The sequence below is a fragment of the Spiroplasma endosymbiont of Virgichneumon dumeticola genome, assembly GCF_964264745.1.
GTDB lineage: Bacteria > Bacillota_I > Bacilli_A > Mycoplasmatales > VBWQ01 > Spiroplasma_E.
This window is the reverse complement of the sequence record NZ_OZ183478.1, coordinates 1,040,425-1,065,694: the sequence shown is the minus strand read 5'-3', so window position 1 is coordinate 1,065,694 and position 25,270 is coordinate 1,040,425. Positions and strand designations below refer to the sequence as shown.

General features: G+C 29.7%; 23 protein-coding genes and 1 other annotated feature. Of the genes, 9 read left to right on the top strand and 14 right to left on the bottom strand.

Annotated elements, in window-relative coordinates; translation table 4 throughout:
• Positions 1-28: 28 nt before the first annotated feature.
• From rpoC to rplJ, 4 genes are all read right to left on the bottom strand, one after another.
• A complete protein-coding gene (gene rpoC, locus ACFEL4_RS06750) occupies positions 29-3,781 on the bottom strand; it encodes a DNA-directed RNA polymerase subunit beta' (protein WP_375317127.1) in 3,753 nt (1,250 codons plus the stop codon).
• Between the two features lie 17 nt (positions 3,782-3,798).
• On the bottom strand, positions 3,799-7,509 hold the full coding sequence (locus ACFEL4_RS06745; RefSeq protein ID WP_375317126.1) for a DNA-directed RNA polymerase subunit beta: 3,711 nt from the start codon (positions 7,507-7,509) through the stop codon (positions 3,799-3,801).
• A gap of 189 nt (positions 7,510-7,698) precedes the next feature.
• The gene (locus tag ACFEL4_RS06740; protein ID WP_375317125.1) at positions 7,699-8,079 is read right to left on the bottom strand and encodes a ribosomal protein L7/L12; all 381 of its coding nucleotides are present in this window, start codon (positions 8,077-8,079) and stop codon (positions 7,699-7,701) included.
• Between the two features lie 48 nt (positions 8,080-8,127).
• Positions 8,128-8,619 (bottom strand): 50S ribosomal protein L10, encoded by a 492-nt coding sequence (gene rplJ, locus ACFEL4_RS06735; RefSeq protein ID WP_375317124.1) that lies wholly within the window; start codon positions 8,617-8,619, stop codon positions 8,128-8,130.
• A gap of 37 nt (positions 8,620-8,656) precedes the next feature.
• Positions 8,657-8,788 (bottom strand) — a sequence feature (ribosomal protein L10 leader region).
• 463 nt (positions 8,789-9,251) lie between these two features.
• On the opposite strand from rplJ, the gene ACFEL4_RS06730 reads away from it, so the two are divergent.
• From ACFEL4_RS06730 to ACFEL4_RS06695, 8 genes are all read left to right on the top strand, one after another.
• Positions 9,252-9,410, top strand: coding sequence for a hypothetical protein (locus tag ACFEL4_RS06730; protein WP_375317123.1), 159 nt, complete (start codon positions 9,252-9,254; stop codon positions 9,408-9,410).
• A 64-nt stretch (positions 9,411-9,474) separates the two neighbouring features.
• Positions 9,475-9,642, top strand: a complete 168-nt coding sequence (locus ACFEL4_RS06725; RefSeq protein ID WP_375317122.1) for a hypothetical protein — start codon at positions 9,475-9,477, stop codon at positions 9,640-9,642.
• Positions 9,643-9,901: 259 nt separating this feature from the next.
• On the top strand, positions 9,902-10,201 hold the full coding sequence (locus ACFEL4_RS06720) for a SemiSWEET family sugar transporter (RefSeq protein WP_375317121.1): 300 nt from the start codon (positions 9,902-9,904) through the stop codon (positions 10,199-10,201).
• Complete coding sequence (locus tag ACFEL4_RS06715) at positions 10,194-10,388, top strand: PQ-loop domain-containing transporter (protein ID WP_308149359.1); 195 nt, start codon at positions 10,194-10,196, stop codon at positions 10,386-10,388. The genes ACFEL4_RS06720 and ACFEL4_RS06715 overlap by 8 nt, the downstream gene beginning before the upstream one ends.
• A 114-nt stretch (positions 10,389-10,502) precedes the next feature.
• On the top strand, positions 10,503-10,988 hold the full coding sequence (locus ACFEL4_RS06710) for a DUF1905 domain-containing protein (protein WP_375317120.1): 486 nt from the start codon (positions 10,503-10,505) through the stop codon (positions 10,986-10,988).
• A gap of 7 nt (positions 10,989-10,995) precedes the next feature.
• Positions 10,996-11,718: a glycerol-3-phosphate 1-O-acyltransferase PlsY gene (gene plsY / locus ACFEL4_RS06705; protein ID WP_375317119.1), complete on the top strand. Its 723-nt coding sequence runs from the start codon at positions 10,996-10,998 to the stop codon at positions 11,716-11,718.
• A 137-nt stretch (positions 11,719-11,855) separates the two neighbouring features.
• Entirely contained in the window at positions 11,856-12,122 is a 267-nt protein-coding gene (gene rpsO, locus ACFEL4_RS06700; protein WP_375317118.1) for a 30S ribosomal protein S15, read from the top strand.
• 273 nt (positions 12,123-12,395) lie between these two features.
• Complete coding sequence (locus ACFEL4_RS06695; RefSeq protein WP_375317117.1) at positions 12,396-12,638, top strand: hypothetical protein; 243 nt, start codon at positions 12,396-12,398, stop codon at positions 12,636-12,638.
• Between the two features lie 227 nt (positions 12,639-12,865).
• Here ACFEL4_RS06695 and ACFEL4_RS06690 read toward each other — a convergent pair whose 3' ends face one another.
• The 9 genes from ACFEL4_RS06690 to ACFEL4_RS06650 all read right to left on the bottom strand — a co-directional run bounded on the left by ACFEL4_RS06690 (position 12,866) and on the right by ACFEL4_RS06650 (position 23,154).
• Positions 12,866-13,099, bottom strand: a complete 234-nt coding sequence (locus tag ACFEL4_RS06690) for a YneF family protein (RefSeq protein ID WP_375318373.1) — start codon at positions 13,097-13,099, stop codon at positions 12,866-12,868.
• A gap of 2 nt (positions 13,100-13,101) precedes the next feature.
• Positions 13,102-15,123 (bottom strand): transketolase, encoded by a 2,022-nt coding sequence (gene tkt, locus ACFEL4_RS06685; RefSeq protein WP_375317116.1) that lies wholly within the window; start codon positions 15,121-15,123, stop codon positions 13,102-13,104.
• A 150-nt stretch (positions 15,124-15,273) separates the two neighbouring features.
• The gene (locus tag ACFEL4_RS06680; RefSeq protein WP_375317115.1) at positions 15,274-17,199 is read right to left on the bottom strand and encodes a hypothetical protein; all 1,926 of its coding nucleotides are present in this window, start codon (positions 17,197-17,199) and stop codon (positions 15,274-15,276) included.
• A gap of 283 nt (positions 17,200-17,482) precedes the next feature.
• Positions 17,483-18,874 (bottom strand): MFS transporter, encoded by a 1,392-nt coding sequence (locus tag ACFEL4_RS06675; protein WP_375317114.1) that lies wholly within the window; start codon positions 18,872-18,874, stop codon positions 17,483-17,485.
• 719 nt (positions 18,875-19,593) lie between these two features.
• Entirely contained in the window at positions 19,594-20,742 is a 1,149-nt protein-coding gene (locus ACFEL4_RS06670; RefSeq protein ID WP_375317113.1) for a hypothetical protein, read from the bottom strand.
• 170 nt (positions 20,743-20,912) lie between these two features.
• Positions 20,913-21,650 (bottom strand): pseudouridine synthase, encoded by a 738-nt coding sequence (locus ACFEL4_RS06665; protein ID WP_375317112.1) that lies wholly within the window; start codon positions 21,648-21,650, stop codon positions 20,913-20,915.
• Positions 21,643-22,221: an SMC-Scp complex subunit ScpB gene (gene scpB / locus ACFEL4_RS06660; protein WP_375317111.1), complete on the bottom strand. Its 579-nt coding sequence runs from the start codon at positions 22,219-22,221 to the stop codon at positions 21,643-21,645. The genes ACFEL4_RS06665 and scpB overlap by 8 nt, the downstream gene beginning before the upstream one ends.
• Positions 22,214-22,918: a segregation/condensation protein A gene (locus ACFEL4_RS06655; RefSeq protein ID WP_375317110.1), complete on the bottom strand. Its 705-nt coding sequence runs from the start codon at positions 22,916-22,918 to the stop codon at positions 22,214-22,216. Before ACFEL4_RS06655 ends, scpB begins: the two co-directional genes overlap by 8 nt.
• A gap of 83 nt (positions 22,919-23,001) precedes the next feature.
• Positions 23,002-23,154: a hypothetical protein gene (locus ACFEL4_RS06650; protein WP_375317109.1), complete on the bottom strand. Its 153-nt coding sequence runs from the start codon at positions 23,152-23,154 to the stop codon at positions 23,002-23,004.
• Here ACFEL4_RS06650 and ACFEL4_RS06645 point away from each other — a divergent pair.
• Positions 23,154-23,726 (top strand): hypothetical protein, encoded by a 573-nt coding sequence (locus ACFEL4_RS06645; RefSeq protein ID WP_375317108.1) that lies wholly within the window; start codon positions 23,154-23,156, stop codon positions 23,724-23,726. The genes ACFEL4_RS06650 and ACFEL4_RS06645 overlap by 1 nt on opposite strands.
• A gap of 248 nt (positions 23,727-23,974) precedes the next feature.
• On the opposite strand, the gene ACFEL4_RS06640 is transcribed toward ACFEL4_RS06645, so the two are convergent.
• A complete protein-coding gene (locus ACFEL4_RS06640; protein WP_375317107.1) occupies positions 23,975-25,204 on the bottom strand; it encodes a hypothetical protein in 1,230 nt (409 codons plus the stop codon).
• Between the last annotated feature and the right edge of the window lie 66 nt (positions 25,205-25,270).

Sequence of the window (25,270 nt, the reverse complement as noted above, 5' to 3'; positions counted from 1 at the left end):
ATATAAATTGTTTGTAATTATTAAATAATTAATATTCTTCTTCTCTAGCATCTCTACCATTTTCTAGTAACTGTTCTGTTGTCATTAAGCCAGTTCCAGCAGGAATTAAGTTTCCTAAAATAACATTTTCTTTTAGGCCTCTTAAATTATCAGTTTTAGATTTAATAACCGCATTAGTTAATACTCTAGTTGTATCTTGGAATGAAGCTGCTGCTAAGAATGAATCAGATTCTAATGGTGCTTTCTTAATTCCTAAGATTAATGGACGACCAAAGGCAGGTGTTTTACCAGCATAAATAATTTTAGCATTAACTTGTTTGAACTCTTTAATATCAACAATTTCTCCTGGTAATAATGATGAATCACCACCTTCAAAGATGAAGATACGGTTTAACATTTGTTTAACAATGATTTCAATATACTTATCGGAAATTTCAATTCCTTGTAAACGATAAACACGTTGTACTTCTTTTAAGATATATTGTTGTACTTCAATAATACCAGCAACTTCTAATAGTTGAATAATATTAATAGCACCTTCAGTTAATTTTTGGCCAATTTTAACTGTATCACCTGTTTTAATACGTAGTTGTGCATTATATTGTGTTTTATATTCTTTGTAATCAAGTTTTGATTTAACAGCAATCGTATAAATACCTTGTTCTTCACGAATTTCAGTAATTTTACCTTCAAATTCACTAATAATAGCAACTGCACCTTTGGGGTTAGTAACGTCTAATAGTTCCTTAATTCTTGGTAATCCTTGGGTAATATCACTACCACCAGCAACTCCACCAGTATGGAAGGTTCTCATGGTTAGTTGGGTACCTGGTTCACCAATTGATTGCGCAGCAATAATTCCAACTGCTTCACCAATCGCCACAATTTCACCAGTAGTTAAGTTAACACCATAACATTTTTGACAAACACCATATCCAGCTTCACAAGTTAGTACGGAACGAATATTTAATTTTTCAACTTTAGCTTGTAAGATTGCTTCAACTAGTTTTTCCGTGATTAATTCATTGTTTGGGACAATCACATTATTATTAGCATCAACAACATCACCTTGGACATAACGTCCAAATAAACGGTCATGTAATGGCACGATAATATTATTACGTTTTAAGTCAACAATATCACTAATGATGAAGCCATTACCAGTTTTACAATCAAATTCAGTAACAATAATATCTTGCGAAACATCAACTAGTCTTCGTGTTAAGTATCCTGAGTCAGAAGTTTTCAACGCCATATCAGCCATTCCTTTTCGGGCACCATGGGTTGAAATAAAGAATTCTGACACGTTTAATCCTTCACGAAATGAAGATTTAATCGGTAATTCAATAACTTCCCCTTTGGGATTGTTCATTAAACCACGCATCCCTACTAATTGTGTAAAGTTACTAATATTAGTACGAGCACCTGAATCTCACATCATAAAGATTGGATTGTTAATATCTTTTTTTAAGACTGTTTCTAATTCATCTTGAATAATATTTTTAATAGTTCCTCATTTATTAATAATGTGGTAGTGGCGTTCGCGATTAGTTAACATTCCATCTTTGTAAAATTTATTAATATCTTTAACATATTGGTCAGCTTCTGAGAATAGTCGTGTTTTACCTGAGTAAGATACAACGTCACCAGCAGAAATTGTTGTTCCCGAAATTGTTGAGAATTTAAACCCAAGGTTTTTCATTTTATCTAACATTTCAGCTGTTGGTTGTGTTCCAAATATTTTAAAGTATTTATGAATAACATCAGCTAAGTTCTTTTTCTTGAATGGTTCAACAATACTTCTTGTTTTAACAAATTCACGGAAGTCAGCATCGGGCATAACAAGGTCTTCAGTATGAATTTCTGTTAAATTAGTAATGTTAGGGCGGTTAATAAAGGGCATACGACTTGAAAATATTTGGTTAAAAATAATTTTACCAATCGTTGTAATTAAAAACTTGTTTTGATCAACCTCAGCAAATTTATTTTTACCTAAACTTGAGACACGAATCCCAATAATAGCATGTAATGATACTGTTTTAGTGTCATAGGCTTTAACTGCTTCATTAATATCTTTAAAGATTATTCCTTGTCCTAATTCATCCATTTTTTCGATGGTTAAATAGTAGTTACCAAGGACCATATCTTGGGTTGGTGTCACAATCGGTTTTCCATCTTTAGGACTTAAAATATTTTTTGAACCTAACATTAAACTACGAGCTTCAGCTACTGCTTCTTGGGTAATTGGCACGTGAACAGCCATTTGGTCACCATCGAAATCGGCATTGAAAGCAGGAGTAACTAATGGGTGTAAACGAATAGCTTTTCCTTTAACTAGTACTACTTCAAAAGCTTGAATTCCTAGTCTATGTAAGGTTGGAGCACGGTTTAACAAGACAGGGCGATCTTTAACTACTTCTTCTAAAATATCTCAAATTCGTTCATCTTGTACTTCAATTAATTTTTCAGCAATTTTAATATTTAAAGCTAACTCATGATGAACTAATCTTTGAATTACGAATGGTTTGAATAAAATGATAGCCATATCACGAGGAATTCCACATTGGTACATTTTTAATTCTGGACCAACGGCAATAACACTTCTTCCTGAATAGTCAACTCGTTTTCCTAATAAGTTTTGACGGAAACGTCCTTGTTTTCCTTTTAACGTTGAAGTTAAAGATTTTAATGGGCGCTTATCTCTACCAGTTACGGGACGGGCTTTACGTTCATTGTCGAATAAAGCATCAACGGCTTCTTGGAGCATTCTTTTTTCATTATTAATAATTAAAATCGGAGCACCCATTTGTTTTACTTTTTTTAGACGTTCATTACGGATAATGATTCTACGGTACAAGTCATTGATTTCAGATGTTGTAAATCGTCCCCCATCTAATTGGATAATGGGGCGGATATCAGGGGGAATAACAGGAATTGCATGCATTACCATTCATTCTGGTTTGTTGCCAGATTTGGCAAATGAGTCAATCACATCTAAACGACGCATTAATTTTCTACGGTCAGTTTGTGACTTTTTATTTAGTAATTGTTTTTTAATCGCAATGAATTCTTTTTCTAAATTAATATTTTTCAATAAAAATTCAATCGCAGCAGCACCAATCCCAAATTTAGTTCCCGTATGTTTAGTAATAAATTGCGCACATTCATCCATTGAGAACGGACGAGATGTGTCTGATAATGTATCAGTTAACATTTGCGCACGAGTATGGGCAAAAGAATTAGGTTCTAATTGGTCTAAAATTTGGGTAAATACTTTACGTAAACGGTTACGAGTATCAGCTGATGATTTAGCATTTCCTAAATCCATAATCATTTTTTGTTTTAATCCTTTGGCAGTTCCAGGTTCTAAAACAATATAAGAAACAAAATAAGCAACTTCTTCTAAGTCTTTGGCTTTCATATCTAATGCTAATGCAATTCGTGATGGTGATGCTTTTAACATTCAAATGTGCGTTACTGGTTCTTCAAGTTCAATGTGACCTAAACGTTCTCTTCGCACAATGGCTTCCGTAATTTCCACTAAACAGCGTTCACAAACTTTACCTTTGTTTTTGATTTTCTTGTACTTACCACAAGTACATTCATAGTTTTTAGTTGGACCAAAGATTCTGGCATCAAATAATCCATCTTTTTCTGGTTTTAATGATTTGTAATTAATAGTTTCTGGTTTCGTAATTTCTCCATGTGATCAAGAACGGATTTGATCGGCAGAAGCAAGCGAAATTTTAATAGCAGTATAATGTTTTGAATTTTTTTGCATAATTTATTGCTCCATTTCTAATCTTCAAGATAACTTTCAACTTCTTCGTCATAAGTTACTACTTTTTGTTCTTGACCTTTTTCATCAATTAACATAATATTAATTCCTAAACCTTGTAGTTCTTTTGTTAAAACGTTGAATGATTCAGGGATACCAGGCGTTGGAATTTGTTTATTACGTAGGATTGCTTCGTAAGTTTTAATTCTGCCTTTGATATCATCGGATTTAATAGTTAAGATTTCTTGTAATGTATGGGAAGCGCCATAGGCTTCTAAGGCTCAAACTTCCATTTCTCCAAATCTTTGTCCCCCATTTTGGGCTTTTCCACCTAATGGTTGCTGAGTAATTAATGAGTATGGACCAACGTTACGCGCATGTAATTTATCATCAACCATGTGTGATAGTTTTAGCATGTACATAACACCAACTGAGATTTTCTTAGCAAACTTTTCACCAGTTAAGCCATCATACAATGTTAATTTATCAAAGTCATTGTATTTAGCTTCTTTCATGATGTCTAGTAAATCTTGATTTTTAGCACCATCGAAAACAGGAGTTGCAACTTTAATGCCTAAAGTTTTAGCGGCCATTCCTAAATGTAATTCCAGTATTTGGCCAATATTCATCCGTGATGGTACTCCTAGTGGGTTTAACATAATGTCAACTGGTGTTCCATCTTCTAAGAATGGCATGTCTTCTTCTGGTAATACTTTGGAAATAACCCCTTTGTTTCCGTGACGTCCCGCCATTTTATCTCCTTCACGAATTTTACGTTTTTGCACGATAAAGACTTTAACGACTTCTTCAACTTCAGATGGTAGATCAAAGCCATCTTCACGCTTATAACGTTTAATGCATTGCACAATACCAGCGCCACCGTTGGGAACACGTAGTGAGTTGTCTTTAACGTTACGTGATTTTTCTCCGAAAATAGCAGCAAGTAATTTTTCTTCAGCTGTTGATTGCGTTTGTCCTTTTGGTGTGACTTTACCAACTAGGATATCGCCTTCTTTAACTTCAGTTTCAATTAGTACAATTCCTTCATCATCTAAATATCGACGAGATTGTTCGGAAGTATTAGGGATTTCACGAGTGATTTCTTCTTTACCTTGTTTTGTTTTACGACATTCTAGATTATATTCTTCAATGTGAATTGATGTATAAACATCATCTTTAACTAAACGTTCACTAATGATAATGGCATCTTCATAGTTATAACCATGTCAAGTCATGAAAGCAATAATAACGTTTTGTCCTAAAGCAAGTTCACCATCTTTCATTGATGGACCATCAGCTAGGATTTGATTTACTTCAACAACATCACCTGCTTTAACAAGGGGAATATGGGTTACTGAAGTCCCTTGGTTACTACGTTCAAAACGGCTTAGTTCATAAGTTGTAACTTCATCTTTTGATTTAACGATAATTTCATTAGAATCAACATATTGTACAATTCCTGGTAAGTTAGCAACGACAGCTAAACCTGAGTCACGAGCAACTGCATATTCAACACCAGTACCAACAATTGGTGTTTGTGGTTTTAGTAATGGAATCGCTTGACGTTGCATGTTGGCACCCATTAAGGCACGGTTAGCATCATCGTTTTCTAAGAACGGAATACAACTTGTGGCAATAGAAACAATTTGTTTTGGTGACACGTCAATGTATTCAACTTCTTTGGGACCAACAATAATATTTTGACCGTTACTACGAGCAATCACATTATTATTTTTAATAATATTATCAGGAGTTAATTCAATATTAGCTTGAGCAATGATATAGTTTTTTTCTTCACCAGCAGTTAAGTATTTAACTTGGTCTGTAATTTGACCTTTAACTACTTGACGGTATGGTGTTTCAATGAAACCATATTCATTAACACGGGCATAAGTTGCTAAATTGTTAATCAATCCAATGTTAGGTCCTTCTGGAGTTTCAATAGGACAGATTCTTCCATAGTGAGAGTAGTGAACGTCACGTACTTCTAGACTGGCACGGTCACGAGAAAGTCCACCAGGGCCAAGGGCAGTTAAACGACGTTTATTAGCAAGTTCGGCTAATGGATTAGTTTGGTCCATGAACTGTGACAATTGCGATAGATTAAAAAATTCTCCAATAACAGCCGTTAATGGTTTGTTATTAGTAATGTTAGAAGGTTTCATTTTATCACTATCAGTAGTTGACATTTTTTCTTTAACATTTTTTTCAATCCGACCCATACCAATCCGAAATTGATTTTGCAATAGTTCACCGATGGTACGAATACGACGGTTACCTAAGTGGTCAATATCATCAGCGTTACCAATACCATGCACAAAATTTAGGATATAAGATAAAGTAGCTAAAATGTCAGCAAGAGTAATGATTTCTTCTTTACAATTAGGATTAATCCCTACTATGTTAATAGTTTCAACTAGTTTTTCTTTATCACTATATACTGTAATTAATTGCACATAATGTTTTGGGTCAGCATCATTCATTGATGTTTTTAAAGGAACTAAACACGCACCTTGTGCTAATACATTTTTTAAAATTTCTAATTGTGGTTTTTCAATTACTTGTTTTTTCTTTAAAACCACATTACCATCAAGATCTTTAATATCTTGGGCTAATGTATAATTTAAAACACGGTCAGTAATCGATAGTTTTTGCACTAATTTATAACGTCCGGCTTTTGTTAAATCATATTTTTTAGGGTCGAAAAGTAAACCAGTCAAAAATTTAGCAGCACCATCAACAGAAGCAGTTTCTCCAGCTTTAATTTTTTTATAAATTTCTTGGACGGCTAATGGTCAATTTTGGTGTTCATCATATTCATAAGTATTCAATAATACATCATCTTTACCAATAATATTTACTACATCATCTTTACTTAAACCTAAAGCAGTAAGTAAAGTCGTTACGGTAATTTTACGTGACTTTTCAATTTTAACATTAATGATATCTTTGATCGCATTTTTATTACGAACTAATTTATTACGTTTAGCATCAGTTTCAAATTCTAATCAGGTTCCTCTTGAAGGAATTAAATCACCACAAAATTTAGATAAACCAGTTTTTGGGTCAATCTCAATTTTATAATAAGCACCAGGTGAACGAACTAATTGTGAAACGACAACTTTCTCGCTACCATTAATAATAAAGGTTCCTTTTTGTGTCATTAATGGAAAATCTCCTAAGAAAACATCACCTTCACGAGTTAATGTATAATCAATTGTTAAGACATCATCTTCACGAGTTTTAACAGTAACTTCAATCGTTGAAAACTCACTATTAGCGTGATTAGTTTTTTCTTCAAAATAGTACATATTGTCACTAACTTTTGGTTGATTAATATTTTTAATTCCAAATTGTTCTTTAATTCAACGTGTTAAGTAATCTAAAAGAACGTCTTTGGCAGCAATAGTTAAATGACGACTATTTTCATGAATAGATAAAGATAATCTGGCATAAATAGGTGCTTCATAAGTTTTTGACTCATCTTTTGCTTCTTTTAATGTTCGTCTTGGTTTACGAAATTCTCAATCAACTAATGATAAAATAATACGATTATCGTTGTCAGTAATCGGAAATACTTCGTGAAATACTTCTTGGATTCCTTTTTCAATAAAACATTTATAGGTATCACGTTGAATAGAAATTAAATCTGGAAGGTCTAAGTTTCCAGAAACTTTAGTATAGTCACGTCTTTTAGCGTAATGACCAAATTGTTTTGTAGTATATGACATTGGTTCATCTCCAATTTTTTTAATTTTAATAGCATCAAATGATTTGATTTGAAATGGATTAGTAACAATAATAGTTGCTAATCTGATTGATAAAATATTAAGTTTTTTTGGTTATTAATTTTATTTAAATAACAAACAGAAAACCAGTATTAAGTAAAACTGGTTTTCATGTAAAATTATTTATATTAATTACTTAACTTCAGCTATAGCTCCATCTTTTTTTAGAACTGCTTCGAACTCAGCTGCTTTAGTAGCATCAATATTTTCTAATAATTTTTGTGGACCAGTAGCAACAGCATCAACAATTTTTTTAGCAGCGATTAATGATGTATCAGCTCCTAAAATTGTTTTAACTGCTTTAATAACAGCAACTTTGTTATCTCCAACTGCATTTAATATTAGAGATACTGTTGTCGGTTTTGCTTCTACTTCTTGAACAGGAACTGCTGCTGTAGCAACTGCTGCTGTAACTCCGAAAGCTTTTTCGATTGCTGACACTAAGTCTTTTAATTCTAATGCAGTCATTTTTTCAATGCTTTCAATGAACTGTTTTGTTGTAATGTTTTCCATTTTTAATTTCCTCCGTGTAAATTTGTTGATAGTTTTAATAAGTGTTAATTATGCGTTTTCTTTTTGTTCTGCTACTGCTTTAATTGATAAAGCTAAGTTACGAACAGGACCTTGTAAACAAGAAGCTAACATTGAAATTAATTCTAGTTTTGATGGTAGTGAAGCAATTGCTATTAATTCTTTTTTATTAATAACTTTACCTTCAAAAATTCCACCTCTTAAAACTAGTAATTTGTTGATTTTAGCATAATTAGAAACAATTTTAGCAGTTGCTAAGTCATCTTCAAATCCAAAAATAAAAGCGTTAGGTCCAACTAAACTTGCCTCAAGACTAGCATTATCTTTGTTTAAAGCACGGGCAAATAAGTTATTTTTGTAAATACTGAATGTTGCACCTTTTGATTTTAGTTCTTTACGTAGTGTGCTAATTTCTTCAACATTCATTCCTTGATATTGAACAACGATTGTTGTTTTAGCATCACTAATTTGTTTAGTAATTAAATCAATAGTTTTTTGTTTTTCAACCATTGATGGGCGCATAAGTACACCTCCTTATTTATTTAAATATAACTAGTAATAAGCAATAAATAAAACCCGGATACCCTCCGAGTAAAATCACATGCATATATATTATCATGATGGAAATTACCTGGGCAACATAATTAAGGCAAATGCCCGTTGCTGTCTTTGGCTTATTCTAGCCTGTATATTATATGATATATAATTTTTAAAAACAACAGTAATTTTGAAAATTTTTTAATTTGTGTCAATATTTGTCATTACCATAAGATAATCGCGAATAAATAATAGAGAACCAAATAATTTCTGTTACTGGTTAATATTAAAACGAAAAACGAAAAAAGTCAGAAAACATGACCATGTCTCCTGAATATATAACAATTTTAAAAGTGTAAGATAGTTAAAATACATTCAAACATCTAGTATCCTCTCTGAAATCATTTTTTCAAAGATCATAAACACCTTTAACATTTTTGATTTTATCTTATTATTAGATGAATAAACACCAACCATAGGATTTAATTAACGAATGTTACAAAAGTAGAGTGACCTTGAAAATAATTATTCAACCCCCAAAATGTTTTATCATAATCACTATAATAAAATTTGATATAATGAAATAAACATAATAAAAAAGAAGGGAAGTAATCAATATGGGATGATTCGGTAAGAAAAAAGATAAAAGTATGAATATGGACCAAGCCAAATGTGAAGGCTGTGGAAAAATGAATAACGCATCTGAATGTGTTAAATCAGCCGATGGTAAATGTTGATGTAAAGACTGTGCTGCTAATCAAGAAGCAAACAAATAATCAAAAGTTAAATAAGTGTGTTATTTAACACACTTATTTAATATTTTAAAGGGGGACTTCAATCATGGGATGATTCGGTAAGAAAAAAACAAATTCTGAAATTGAAGCATACACTGAAGATAAAATCAGATGTGCTAATTGTGAAAAAATGTTTGATCCACTGGAAATTAATTATGCTACTAATGGCAAAACTTTTTGTAAACCATGTGCTGGTAAATTACAGAAAAGTTAGCAATAAATAATTATTGAACCAAAAAAAGAAACGAAAATAAAAAATATGTCAGCGTGACCTAAAATTTGATTTTATTGATTTTTAGGCTTTTTAATTTTTAACTATCCATTAAATTTTACTCCTCAGGTAACAAAGCCCACTACAATAGATTTTTGATAAAATATTAGAAATTTAAATTTAATTAAAAAAATAAAATATTTATTCATTTTTTTATTATAATATTTATGAATATTTAAATTAAAGGAGGCAATAAAAAAATATGGAAATTTTTACACAAGTATTGGGTTACTTAGCAGCTATTTGTATTCCGCTAGCGTTTTTACCTCAAACCATTAAATTGATTAAAACCAGGAAAACTTCTGGACTTTCATTTTTTTCATATAGTGTCTATCAACTAGGTGGTCTTACATTCCTAATCTTTGGTATTCTACGCAATGATATTCCGATGATTACTTGCCAAAGTATTCCTGCTTTTTTAAACTTTATTATTATTATTATTATTATTAGCAATATTATTAGAAAACAAAAACCACAAATTAAGGAGGTAACTAATGCCTAATATTGTTATTGAAGTTGTCGGGTATGTTGGCGCATTATTGATTTCAATTGCCTTTTTACCTCAAACCATTAAATTAATAAAAGATAAAAATACTAAAGGCTTATCACTTATTTCTTATAGCATTTATCAAGTAGGTTTAATTTTATTTATTATTTATGGTAGTATTACTAAAATTATCCATTACTAGCTGCTAATACCTTTGGAACAGTGGTAAATATCGTATTATTAATACTAATAGTTTATAATTTATATTATATTAAGAAATAAGCAAAATAAGGTTTTTGCAAAAGGGGACTTAACAATGATTCAACAAAAGTTTTATAAATTTAATGCCACAATTATGAATACCTACAATAAAAATGGTCATCTTTATTCTTATATTGAACTACCATTTACCAACTTACAAAATGAATTTGGAAAAAAGGGATTAATTCCTGTACAAATAACTTTTGATAATAGTACAAAAATGGGTAGTATTATTAATAGTAACGACATCATACCAATTATCATTATATCCAATAACATAAAAACCCAAATTCAAAAAGTAGTTGGAGATGATGTTGATATTAATTTACATTATGATAATGAACCTGAAGCCCTTAAGCTACCTAAATATTTGTTAAAGATGCTTTTTAAACAATCATTATTTAATCAATGAAATCAATTAACAATTAAAAATAAAAAAGAATTGATTACTTTGTGAAAATTACAACGTCAACAAACTAATATTGAAGAAACATTACTTATTAATTTAAAAAATAAAATTCTAACAGAAACTTGAGGTTAGATACCATATGCCCCATATTAATTTATTAGGAACTTTTATTTTTATCATTATTGGATATTTAATTGGTTCGATTTCACCTGCTATTATTATTAGTAAAATTAAATTTAAAACTGATGTTCGTAATCATTTTTCTAAAAATGCCGGTGCTACTAATTCAACTAGAGTTATGGGTGCCAAATGGGGAGCTGTTATCTTAATCATTGATGGTTTTAAACCTGCCATTGCCATTATGTTTGCTTATGTTTTAACGTTAATTAATATTACTGACCCTAACTTTCATAATATGTTTAATGAGGGATACTTATATGCAACTGGTCTTGCTGCTGTAATTGGTCATTGCTGACCAATCTTTTACGGATTTCGTGGAGGTAAGGGAGCTGCTGCTTCACTTGGTGTTCTATTAATGATTAATCCTATTTATTGTGTTTTAACGATTGCTATTTGATGATTTATTTTATATTTAAGTCGTATGTCTTCACTATCTTCGATTTTAATGATTGTTCCGGCATTCATTTTATCTTGAATTCCTCATATGCCACTTCATGCATGGTTATGACAACATGATACTCAATATTATTTTGTTAACATTATTATCGGTTTGACTTGATTACTAGTTGTAACAAAACATTGAACTAATGTTAAACGAATTTTTAATGGTACGGAACGAAAAGTAAAACTTTTTGACCGTAAAAAAGATAAAATCGTCGAACCTGTTGTTGCAGAAAAATAATAATTATTTTTTCAATACAACTTGTTTTACCTGAAAAATTAAGGTATTATTATAATTGTGTTGACTTAACATTGTTAATATTCTCTCCGATATTAGCTTTGCTTAAGCCGAATTATTTTATAGGAGAGTGAAAAAATATGGATCAAATTAAATACGAGCAACTGATTAAAGATTTTCGTTTAAATGCTAAAGATACTGGTTCTTCTGCAGTGCAAGTTATTAATTTAACAAAAAGAATTTTAGAATTAACAGAACATCTAAAAGTACAAAAAAAAGATATTACTGCTAAAAGAAGTTTATTGAAAATGGTAGCAACAAGAAAGCGTTTTTTAAGATACTACAAAACTCAAGACCTTACTGCTCATGGTAAGTTATTAACTGCTTTAACATTAAAAGATAACTAATTATTTATTCTAACCTTAGTTAGACATTATTAAAGTGTTAATGATATCATTATTTTTAAGTTTTATATAAAGTAAATTCCATCTAAATTTGTCATAATTAGAATGGATTTTTTTAGAATTAATAAGTAAAATCAATATAGAATATCCAACAGATATTTTGAAATAGCAAGCAAGTGACATGAGACAACTAAAGAAATCCTAGCAAATTCCATAATAAAACCAATTTTCGAATTTACTTTCAAATATATGCGTTTACTTCAGAATAATAACAATATGTTTAGTACAAAAAATACATGAGAAAAAACATATTTTTATCAAGATGAGAATTTAAACTATCCTGATATTAAAAAGGGACTCAATGAAAACATTTTAACAACAATTCATGATTTATTATTTTTTGTAAACACAAATATAAAAGAACTTAAAAGTAAAGATAGTAACCTAGAAGAACATTGTCAACAAATTCAAAGTATTTTAAAAAAAATACATAGAAAATTTTGAAAATATAACTTTTAAAGAAAATCTAATAAATTCTTTAACTACAACTACTTTGGATTTTTATCTTTTAAATCTTAACAACCTTTCATTAAGCTTTAAATCAGAAGCACTCAGTGAAAACACATTAGATTTATAGAAAAAATAAAAAACCTAAAAAATCTTTTTTAAGTAGAATTTTAAATAATTTCTAATAAAATGATAAATCTTCCTAGTGTTTATAGAACTTAGGAAGATTTATCATTTTATTATCGTTTTTTAGTGGTACTTTGTTGACGTTTCATTGCCTGCATAACAGATTTAATCTGTGATTCAGTTGGTTTACGTCCCATTTGTTGATACATGGCACGAATCATATTCTCATTAATTGGCGGGTTTTTTTCTAACTGTTTTTCAAATATTTTTTTAGTAACAATAAAACCAACTAACCCTCCAATTAAAGAAGCACCGATACCTACTAGTAACACTGCTCATCAAGTCATCATTATTTGTTTCCTCCTTGGTTATTTTTTAGAAACTCATTAATTTTAGCACACACTTGGTTTGATGTAAACCCATATTTTTCTAACACAACCTTATCAACTGCTGAAGCACCAAAGGTAGTAATACCAATTACCCAACCATTACTTCCTACGTATTTATATCAACTATCAGGGGTTCCTAATTCAATCGCAACTTTAGCAATATTTTTTGGTAAAATCTTAGATTGATATGATTGGTCTTTTTTATCAAACATAAATGTTGAAGGCATAGAAACAACACGAACATTAACTTTTTTTTCTGCCCATAATTGCTCTTGACTAGCAATCGCTAAACTAACTTCACTACCTGTCGCAATAATAATCACGTCTAAAGGTTTACTATTATTTTCGTTACTAATGATATATCCACCTTTTTGTACTGATTCAATACTACTATTTGCTAATTGTGGTAAGTTTTGTCGCGTAACAATGATAGCATTAGGGTGGTTTTTAGCGTTTAAAGCCATTAAATAAGCACCAATTGTTTCTTTAGTATCAGCAGGACGAATTAAATTAAAGTTAGGGATAGTTCTAATCATTGTTAAATGTTCTACTGGTTCATGAGTAGGACCATCTTCACCAACAGCAATGCTATCATGACTAAAAATAAATAATGATGGAATTTCCATTAATGCTGCTAAACGTAAAGCAGGTTTAATATAATCACTAAATACTAAGAAAGTTGAACCAAAGGGAATTACACCTTGGTGTAAAGTCATACCATTGACCATCGCACCCATGGCAAACTCACGAACTCCATAATGAATATGTCTTCCCGAATGGTCTTGAGGTAAAAAATCTTTATCAGTAACTAAGGCTTTAGTAGAACCAGCAAGGTCAGCACTACCACCAAATAAAGTTGGACAATGATGCGATAACATTTTTAAAACATTACCTGAATCAACTCTCGTTGCTTGGGGATTAGCACCAATAATAGGACTTCAATCAATAGTTTTTAAATTACCAACATTGTTAAAAATCTCACCATTTAAGGCAGATTTAATTTCGTTGTATAATTCTGGATATGTTTTGGCATATTTATCAACTTTTTGTTTTCAATTTGCTTCTAATTGTGGTCCATGTTTAAGACAATTAACAGTAAAATAATCTGTAACTGCACTAGGAACAGTAAAGTCAGTATATTCTCATTTTAAATTTGTTTTAACAGTTTTAATATCATCATTTAATGGTGAACCATGAACACTTGGTGTTCCTTGTTTAGTAGCACCAAAACCAATAATCGTTTTAATTTCAATTAATGTTGGTTTATCACTAGTTTTAGCTTGTTTAATTGCTTGCGCAATGGCTTCGTGGTCTTCACCATTACTAACTTTTAAATAGTTTAATTGACAAGCCTCAACGCGCATTTTTAAGTTTTCTGAATAAACTAAATCAACTTTTGCATCTAATTGGATATCATTAGAGTCAAATAAGATAATTAATTTATTTAGTTTAAAGTGACCAGCAAAACTTAATGCTTCTTGTGAAATTCCTTCTTGTAAGTCACCATCACCAACAATAGCATACGTATAATGATTAATAATATCAAGGTCTTTTTGATTATATTTAGCTGCTAAAAAACTTTCTGTTAATGCCATACCCACAGCATTAGCTAAACCTTGTCCTAAAGGACCAGTAGCAGTTTCTACTCCATAATCAATATGATATTCAGGGTGCCCTGGAGTTTTGCTTGCTCATTGACGAAATTGTTTTAAGTCATTGATAGTATATTTGTATCCTGCATGATGGAGTGTTGAATATAATAAAGCACTACCATGACCTGCTGATAAAATAAAACGATCACGATTAAACCATTTTGGATTCTTAGCATTAAATGACAAATGATTTTTAAATAGTGAAAAAATCATTGGTGCAGCATCTAAAACAATCCCAGGATGACCACTATTAGCAGCGTTAACTGCTTGTACTCCTAACATACGAATTGAGTTGATAGTAAGTTCATCAAGATTAATTTTGTTTTCCATAATTTCTCCTTATATTTTTTAATTATTTTATAAATATAATATAACAATTTTCTTAGTGAAATAGATAATTTTCTATTAAATATTTTAAAAATGTGAATAGTTTCCAATTTACTGAATCATAATTATTACATAAAATTTTATTAGTTGTTTTTATTTACTAAAGGTTGCTGAATATAATTTAACGTTTAACACTCGATCACGCGCACATCACATTGTATCAGCATTACCAGTATAATTAACATAAACTTTTGTGACATCATGTCAAATATGAAGTTGACCATGTAACTCAACATTACCGTGCCAAACACCACCCTGATATGAATAGTCTTCTTGAAACATATTTACATTGCGATCTTCACTGATTTTATTAGTAGCAACATCTAGTTGTGAACCTGTTAATTTTTGATCAGTATAATTATTACAAAAAATACCAAATAATGCATCGTTACCAAAACTTAACTTACTAAATTTAGTAGTAAAACTATTTCAATCAGGAGCATAATTAGTTCAATTGTCTAATATTACTTGGTCAGGACCAGTTCAATCTGTTTTTAACGAAAATGCAATATTAGTTTCAGTATGGTCATAATTAAATCCACTAACACTAATCGTACTGTTATCAACAGTAAAATTAGCAGAAACTGTTCCTCTATATGTAGCATTATCACCTGTAACTACAACTTGATTAGTAGTAATATCACTGTCATCAAATTTAATGGCTTTCATATTTAAATCAGGATTAGCTTTACTAATAGCAGATTTAACTTGTTCAACAACAGGGCGACTAAGACCGTTAGTATTAATCACGTCTAAATCTCGTTTAGTAAAAACACTACTTAAATCTACTGTTGTGTCACAAGTATAATTAATGGTAATTGCATCTTTACTATATAAATTCCCATCACCAGTGACTATGACATTAGTACTTGATGGTGTTCCAATTGTAACATTAGTAATTACTAAATTACGATTAGCTTTACTAATAGCAGATTTAACTTGTTCTAATGTTGGTGAAGTTTTTCCAGGAATAGTAAATTGGGGTAAAGTTGTTGCTAAAACGCTATTTAAATCAATTAATAAATTATTAATTATGACATCAGCACCTGTATAAATTTTTTTATCAGTACTAACAACAGTAGCTGTTTTATTATCGTTTGATAAAGTAACGCTAATGGCATTAACATTTAATGTTGGATATTGCTTTTGTAAAGCTTTCATAACATCATTGGTTGTTATCTGATTGCCAGTAATGGCCACTTTAGGTAAACCATTATTAATAATGGTATTTAAATCAATAGTCTTATCAAGTTGTAACGTTACTGTTACAGTTCCTGTATATTTAGTTTGATCAGTACTAGCAATAATAGCACTTGTTTCTGTAATGTTAGTAATATCAAGAACATTCGTATCTAAATCTGCATACATTGTTTTTAGTTTTGTACTGATTTGTTTAGGTGTTGGAACATCCTTACCAAAGGTAGCAATGGCTAATGGTTTTTTACTATCAATAATAGTATTTAATGCAACACTATTATCGGTTGTAAATATAACATTAACTGTACCATTGTACACAATGTCATCACCTGTAACTGTAGCATTTTTATTATCGTTGACATCAACAATAATATGGCTAATATCAACACTAGGAATTTGACTGCTAATTGCATTTTTTATTTGGTCAGAACTAACTTTACCAGTAGTAGCAATTTTCCCTAAATCTGTTCCTTTAACAATCAAAGTATTAATATTAAGTGTTGTTTCTTTAAAATTAACGGTAATAATATCTTTCGTATAAAAAATACCATCGCCTGTTACATCAACTTTATCAACTTTTTCATTACTTAAGCTAATTTTATTAATATCAAGACTTAAATTTTTATTATGTAAAGTTTCTAATAATTCATCATATGTTGGTTTCTGACCAGGGTTTTTCTCATCAACCACACCTAAATCAATATTATTTAAATCATCTTTTAGATTATGTTTTTTAGATAGGGGTTTAACACATGCAGTAGTGCTAACACTAATAGCACTAGTTAATAAGATAACACTAAATATAGATAATAGTTTTTTCATAGGGGAGCCTCGCTTTAATGATATAAAATTGAATAAAATAATTTTTAAAAATTTATTTTTATAATTATATCATATCTAGGAAAAGAATTTTTTTTACTCTGAAGTTCATTTAATATGAACGACTATTCACATTTAGTAGTAACATTTTTTAAATTTTAATAATTCTTAATTATTGCAATAATATTATCAAAAAAATACTAAATTAAAAGGAATGAGTCCAAAAAATTATCAATTAACTCATTCCCAAACAAATATTAAGTTTATTCTTATGATTTTACTATTTTTATAAAATTTTATTTTTTTCATTTTTTGTTCATAATAATGCTAAAGCAATAATAGCCACAATAATACAACCGTAGAAATAATAGAAAACATTATCTCAATTTCGATTTGGAGCAAGGACTGCAACTACTGGTGCTGAAAAAACAGCATCTCCTAGATATCCAAACAATCCAGTAAAACCTGAAGCAGTAGCAGCTGCCTTTTTATTGGTTAGTTGAATAGCAGCAGCACCAATTAATGTTTTTGGAATATAAATTCCAAACCCAGCAACAAATAAAGCAACTATTAAGAAATCTTCATTGCCATGAGGTGCAAATTGGAACATTATAATACCAATCCCTGCTAAAGCAAGTCCCATTACCATTAATGGTGCTGTACGATTTTGAAAGAATCATTTACAAGAATATGCAGCCAAAATTCCACCAGCTAAACCTGCTCATTCAAATGTTGATCATAAAACTGAACTTTCAGTACTTACAATTTTAACACCATGCACATCAGCAGCCATATTTAACATTCAAGTTGACATTCCTTGTCTAATAACATAAACCCAAATATTGGCAAATGCTAAAATTCATACATATTTATTTTTTAAAATATATTTAGTAAAAATTTCTTTTCAATTTAATTCTTGTTTTTCTTTATCGTTTAATTCCACACCTTTTCATTTTTCAATGCTTGGTAAACGTTGTGATTCAGGATTATCTCGTAAACCCCATCAACAAAATGGTACCATAATTAATGCCAAAATACTAGGAATTCAAAAGTAAAATCCCATTGTTAAACTATCACTAACACTTATTGCTAAAACAATAGGAACTATTATAAATGGTAATAGTGCAGTTCCCATAGCGCCACCTGTATTTCAAATAGCAATTTTTTTAGAACGTTCCTCACTAGTATATCAGTTAGAGAACATTCTGGCTACTGCTGGTCATCCCATTCCTTGAAAAACACCTAGAGCAACCATTAAAATAATCATTGTTATAATTGGACCAATGGTTATTTTAGAACCTGCAGCAACAATCGTACCTCCTAGGGCAATATTAACAATAGCAGCACCTAATAAGCCTAATGTCATAATAGTTCTTCCAGAACTACGGTCAGCAAAGTTACCGATAATAAATTTACTACATCCATAAGTAATAGAAAAGAACATTAGTACCATTGACATTTGTACTTTAGTAGCATATCCATTATCAATAGCAATACCATTGGCTAAAGTAAATGCTTTTCTTGTAAAGTAATATAAAATATAGGTAATAATGGTAACAGCTAAAATTTGATTACGTAAAATAGCATATTTTCGATTAATGACTTTTGAATCTTCGCTAAATAGTTCTTTAGCTGCAGGTGGCTTAAAAATACCTGCAAGTTTATTAAAAGCGTTCATACTCTTATCCTTTCTTAAATGAACATAAAAACTTATGTTCATAATTTTAGTTAATAAAAATTAATAATTTGCTAAATGGAATTTTGTTTTAAAAAACTCCTTTATTTTTGAAACTCATTTTCTCACTCCCCTAACATATAAACTTAAATATAAACTAATAAATTTCTGTTTTCAATAGATTTTAGGAAAAAAATAACTTTTATTTTAACAATAAAAAAGTTCTTATCAAGTGGATATTAAATATCCGATTTAAGAATGATAATTTTTGGTAAAATTAGGTGATTGTTAAACTAAGTACACTTATAATTAAGCATATTTAGAGATAAGATTGAGTTGGAATGTCGTTAGCGATGTTGTATGAACCTCGTTATGAAATCAACATAAAAATTGATAAAGGATTCCTTACTACATGCATGTATGGAGAAAGAAATGAAACTCATTGCATCCAACAACTTAATTATGCTAATATTAAAAAGCACTAAACATCCCATTTTGCAAAAAAATATTTCCTCTATGCACAATGTATATGTAATATATAAGACATACAAATCTAACAAAAACTCTAGTTTGAATTAAATATTCAATATCTATAATAAAACAATATTGTTTATATTGAATTTAAAAATATATGGTTAGGCTTTTCTAAACATTTACTTTATATTGTAAAATTTCAATTATATATAAAGGAAGAAAAGCCTTATTTTGATTAATAAATAAAATTATAGACTTCTAGGAACTGAAGTTGAGGAATTTTGCATAGTATTATTTGTTGTTGATTGAGAATTGACTATATCACTAGGGAATTCATCCCCACCATCATCACCATTATTATTATTATTATTTATATTTTGTTCCTTAGCAAACGATTCTTTTATCTTATTTCATACTATTTTAATACTATCTTTAGCAATTGGATTACAAAACTTATTTCCAAAAGTATCAACACAAATTAACCCAATCATTATCGTAATCATTTCTGGAGCAAAAAATGTTGGTAAAAATTGATCAAGTTTATCAGCAGTATACATAACTAAAGCTGTTTTAATAGCGTTATCAGTAAATGTTGCACTAAGCATTGCGATTGAATATAAAACGATTTTTAATGATATTTTCATAATATGTTTTGCTTTTGATTCTTGATTCATATCTTCAGCCATATCTAAAAATTTTAATTTTTCAAGTAGTTTAGAAATCTTTTCGTTACAACATTTTACTACACTTATTTCACCAAAACTTGTAATTGCTTTTCTTAAAAAATCAGATGTAAATCCTAAAACCTCTGCCCTAATAAATGTTGATGCAATATTTAAACCTGATATTATTTTGTCAATATATACTTGAAAACTTGCTAAGTTTTTCACTGAATACATACTTGATGCAGTTATCATAAAATGATTAGGTACTCAATATCCTAATTTAGCAAATACTAATTTAGCAAATGATTTGATAGTGCTTTCTGGTACTGTTGTTTCTTCACTATTAATTTCTGTATTTAACTCAGATTTGATTGTTTTAATAATATTTGTAAATCCCCATTTTCAAGCATCCATTGCTAAAACACTAATTCCTAGTTGGGGAATAGTTAATACAAACTCCAACATATCTTCAGCAGGATTAATAGTTTTTAATAGTTTGTTTCAATCAATTTCATCTTCACTACTAATCATTACTGTAAATGCTCTTTGCCCTGTTTTTAAAACTACTACTGATGCTAAATAACCAATCCCGATTCCTAATTTTTTTAAATCTCTCATAATTGTTGTATTAGTTCAATTTCTAATTTCTGTGTTTAGTGCAGAACTGTTTCCTTCTAACAATGGTGTGCTTTCATTATTAACTACTACTTGACTTAAGTCGTTATTTAACATGATTTTCTTTCTTCTTTCTCTTTTTAATCTCTTTTTTACTTTTAAACACAAAAAACCTATTAGTAACTGCTGTTACTAACTAGGTATATAACCAATATTTTTTTGTGCTTTAATAGTATTATAACGCTAAATGTTAAAAAAAGTTATTTTTTAAAAAAAATAACAAATATTTATCCTTCCTGACTTAATTGTAACAAAAGTTGTACTTCTTCTGGTTGTAAATAGCGATATTTACCCATCGTTAATCCTTTTAAAGTAATATTACCTACTTGTAAACGCTTTAATTGCACAACCCGACTTCCAACCGATTTCATCATTCGTTTGACTTGTTGATTTTGACCTTCATGAATTGTTAAATGCAACAAAGTTGTTTGTTTACGAATATCAGTTCTAATGATGTCAACAGTGGCAGGTGATGACGTAAACGCACTATCTAATACTACACCTACTTCCAATTGTCTAATGGCATTAGCAGGTAATATACCTTGCGCTAATACTTGATAAATTTTATCAACTTTATAGCGAGGATGAATAATAGCGTTAGTAAATTCACCATCATTAGTCATTAATAATAAACCTGATGTATCAAAATCCAAACGACCAATAGGGTAAATTCGTGTTGTAATATTACGAAAATAGTCCATCACCGTAGCACGATTCTTAGGGTCACTAACAGTTGATAAACAATTAGGAGGTTTATAGAATGCAATGTAAATGTGCTGTGATTGATTAATGACTTGCCCATTAACCTTAATAATATCTTGGGGATTTACTTTAAATCCTAATGTAGTAATAACTTGTTCATTAACAACTACTTGCCCATTAGTAATTAACAACTCAGCTTTTCTGCGTGAACAAATACCAGCAGCAGCTATTACTTTTTGTAAACGTTCAGAACTATTAGTCATTGGTAAAGTTATAAATTTCTTCATCATCTTGGTGATTGAATTGCGGTAGGGCAGGCAATTGTTCTAACGATTCAATATTAAAATGGTCCATAAATTCATCGGTTAAATCATATAAAATCGGTTTTCCTGGTAAATCGCTACGTCCGATTTCAGCAATTAAATTTAAACTTTTTAATTTAAAAATAATGGCATCACAGTTAACACCTCTAATATTTTCAATTTGTGGCTTGGTTACTGGATGCTTATAAGCAACTATTGCTAATGTTTCTAAGGCAGCAGGTGATAAACGTAACAATGGTTGATGATTTAAGCTTTGATAACGTTCGTGATGTTGGGGTTTGGTCGTTAGTTTATAAATATTTCCCATTTTTATAACCATTAAGCCACAACTTTCATCAAGATTTAATTTCGTTTCTAGTTCAGCAATTAATTTTAAAACTACTGCAGTTTTTTTTTCTAATGCTAAATGTGATGCAAGGGTTGCTATGTCAAGACCATCATTACCAGCAATAAAAAGTAATCCTTGTAATACTGCTAACCTTTCATTAGGTTTTCAATTAAGTTTATTCATGATTTTCACCTCGGTAAATTACGGTAATTTCGGAAAATATTGTGGTTTGTACTAAATGTAAGTACTGATGACTAGCTAAGTCTAAAATGGCAATAAATGTAATAATAAAATAATGGAGAGTTAATGTTTTAGTAAAAAAAAGTTGTTCTAATGTAAAGTAGGTTTGGGGATGACTTTTTAGTAGTTTTTTAATTTCTTGGGTACGGTCTTCAGTGGAAATTAAGTTTAGTGCTAAGTTAACTGGTAATTTATTTTCACTTTGTAAACGGGTAAATAAATTAAGCATGGCTTGGGTTAATTTATTAACATTACTTTTTACTAAAGTAGGGACAATATCTGTAGAAAGATAGGATTTAATATCAGTTGGTAATTTTGTTAGCAATTGTGTTCTATTTACAGCTTGTTGTTTAAAATAATTGCTAATTTCTTTAAATTTTTTGTATTCTAGTAAGCGGGTAATTAATTTTTGACGATTTAGTTCATTTTCATAATCACTATCTATTATTACTTCAGGGGAGGGCAATAGTTGTTTTGATTGTAATTCTAGTAAATAAGCAGCAATGGGCAAATATTCGCTCACTAAATCAATATTGTGGGGTAACTGTTGATTAATGAAAGTTACATATTGGGTAATTACATTATTTAAATCTAAATTTAAAATATCAACATTTTTTTCTTTAATTAAATGAAGTAACAAGTCGATGGGACCTTGAAAATCATGAATAGTAATTACAGGCTGTAGCATATAGTAGTCCTTAAATTTTAAGTATATTTTATATATTAATTATATATTAAATAATAATGGCATTCATAATGTTTAATCAATGTAAAACCCACTTTCTTGATAAATAAGAAAATGGGTTTGATTAATAAAGGTTTACAATTATAAATTAAGAACGGACTTCTCCCCACATGTACTTGTGGAGGAAACAATGAAATTGAATGAGTTCAATAATACTTTTCAAACTGAAAAACAATGTCTTGCATATATAGCAAGTTTGAAACAAAGCAAATGTATTAGGTGTTATAGTTTTAATTTGAATACTTCTAATTTAAGAAAAATGAGATGTTTGAAATGTCATCAAACATTCAGTATTCTCACGGGCACTATATTTTCAAAGTCACAAACACCTTTAATATCTTGGTTTTATCTCATCTTTAGATGAATAAACACCAAACATGTAATTCCATCAACTGATGTTGCAAAAGAATTGGGAGTGACCTTGAAAACAGCTTGAAGAATGGGTCATAAAATCCGAAGTGCCATTGCTAAACAAGAACCTCAATTCATTGTTGAGGGCATAGTGCAAATGGATGAAATGTATCTTTCACATATGGGTTTAAAAAACAAGAAAGATCCTTGTTGAACAAAACCTTGATTGTTGGTATTTATGAAAAAACAACCAACAATCTGATTGTGAAAGTATTGAAAAACGCAAACAGTAAAAATCTTTTGCAGTTTGCAATTAACCATCAAGATGGCTATGTTTCAAAAACTGGTGTAAATACCAACCAAATTGAGTCAGTATGAAAACATATACGAAGAACATTTAAAACACATATCAAAGTTGCAAAACATCATATTCATTTATATGCAAAAGAAGCTGCATATAAATTCAATAACATACCTAGTTTTGAAACTGTAATGCTATGTTTAATTTAAAAATGTGGGGAGAAGTCCGTAGATAGGCTTTTCTCAGCATTTATGTGATAAATTAAAAATAGTACATAAAGGGAGAAAAGCCATTAAGAATTATTGTTTCACAGACACAATAACCTTAATATTTTGGGCATCAACAGTAAATTCTGTACCACTATAACTATGCTTAACATTAAAGTTTAATATAAAGTAACCAGTATAATTATCAGTAGAAGTAAATGCGGCAATTGCTTCATTAGTAATACTAATATCAGTTTTTACTATATCTTGATATGATTTACCAATACTGTCCACTGCAGCATCTAATATTTTGTCTTTTAAACCAGTAAAATCTGTAACTTTATCATTTGGTCCTGGTAAAGTACCAGCAAATTGTGATTGATTATAGAAAGCACCACTAACTTGATTGGCAGCATTAGTTTGAGTTTGTATAACTGTAATTTTATCATCTTCTATTTTAAAATTACTATTTGCATCACCAATATTAAAACTAATAGTAATGTTTTTAAGAGTACCAGAAAATTGTAATTTATTAGCAACTACAGTTGGGGTTTTTATTGTAAAGAATGAAGTACTTACTGGGGTTGCATCATAATAGGGCATAATATTAACTGTTACATCTTGATATTGAATTAAATTTTTAATTGCTGTTCTTAAATGTGGAACAATTGAATTATTAAGATTCTGACTAGCAGTTAATCTATTATCTGTAGAATCCTTACTAGGCAATGTTGCTACAACAACAGGTGGAAAATCATTAGAAGTTTTAATTTTATACTCAATAAAATCTTTCATAGCACTAGTTTTGTCTGAAGCCGTAGTTGTGTTATTATTAAACGTTAATTTAATATTTTTAGAAATTGGAGGTAAATTTTTATATGTTACACTTACGTTTACATTTAAATGACCATTAACGATACCATTAAATGTTGGATGGGTACCATCAACATACATAGGTAATTGAAAAGTAGCATCTCCAGCAACACTCCCATTATCTACTACTACTGAAGCATCATCATAATATCATTCTGTTGGATGTTCATTAGTACTTTTTTTAAGCTCATTAGCAAGAATAGTACTAATCTTGCCTTGGATTTCCGATGAAAATGTTTTAAAGTTCTTATCTTTCAAACCTAGTAAATCAGCAGTAGCACCAATTCCTAAATCTGTCATGTTAAATTCACTATCACTCATTAAAGCTAAAGCCGAATTTTGAATATCTCTTGGACTAATATTAGTATCTTCAGTACCACAGGCTACAACTGTTACAACTGGAGTTGTCGTTAGAGCAATTGCTCCAAATAATTTTAATAATGATTTCACAACCAGCACTCCTCATATAATAAATCATTTTTTATAAAATACTACATTATTATAAATGATTTTATT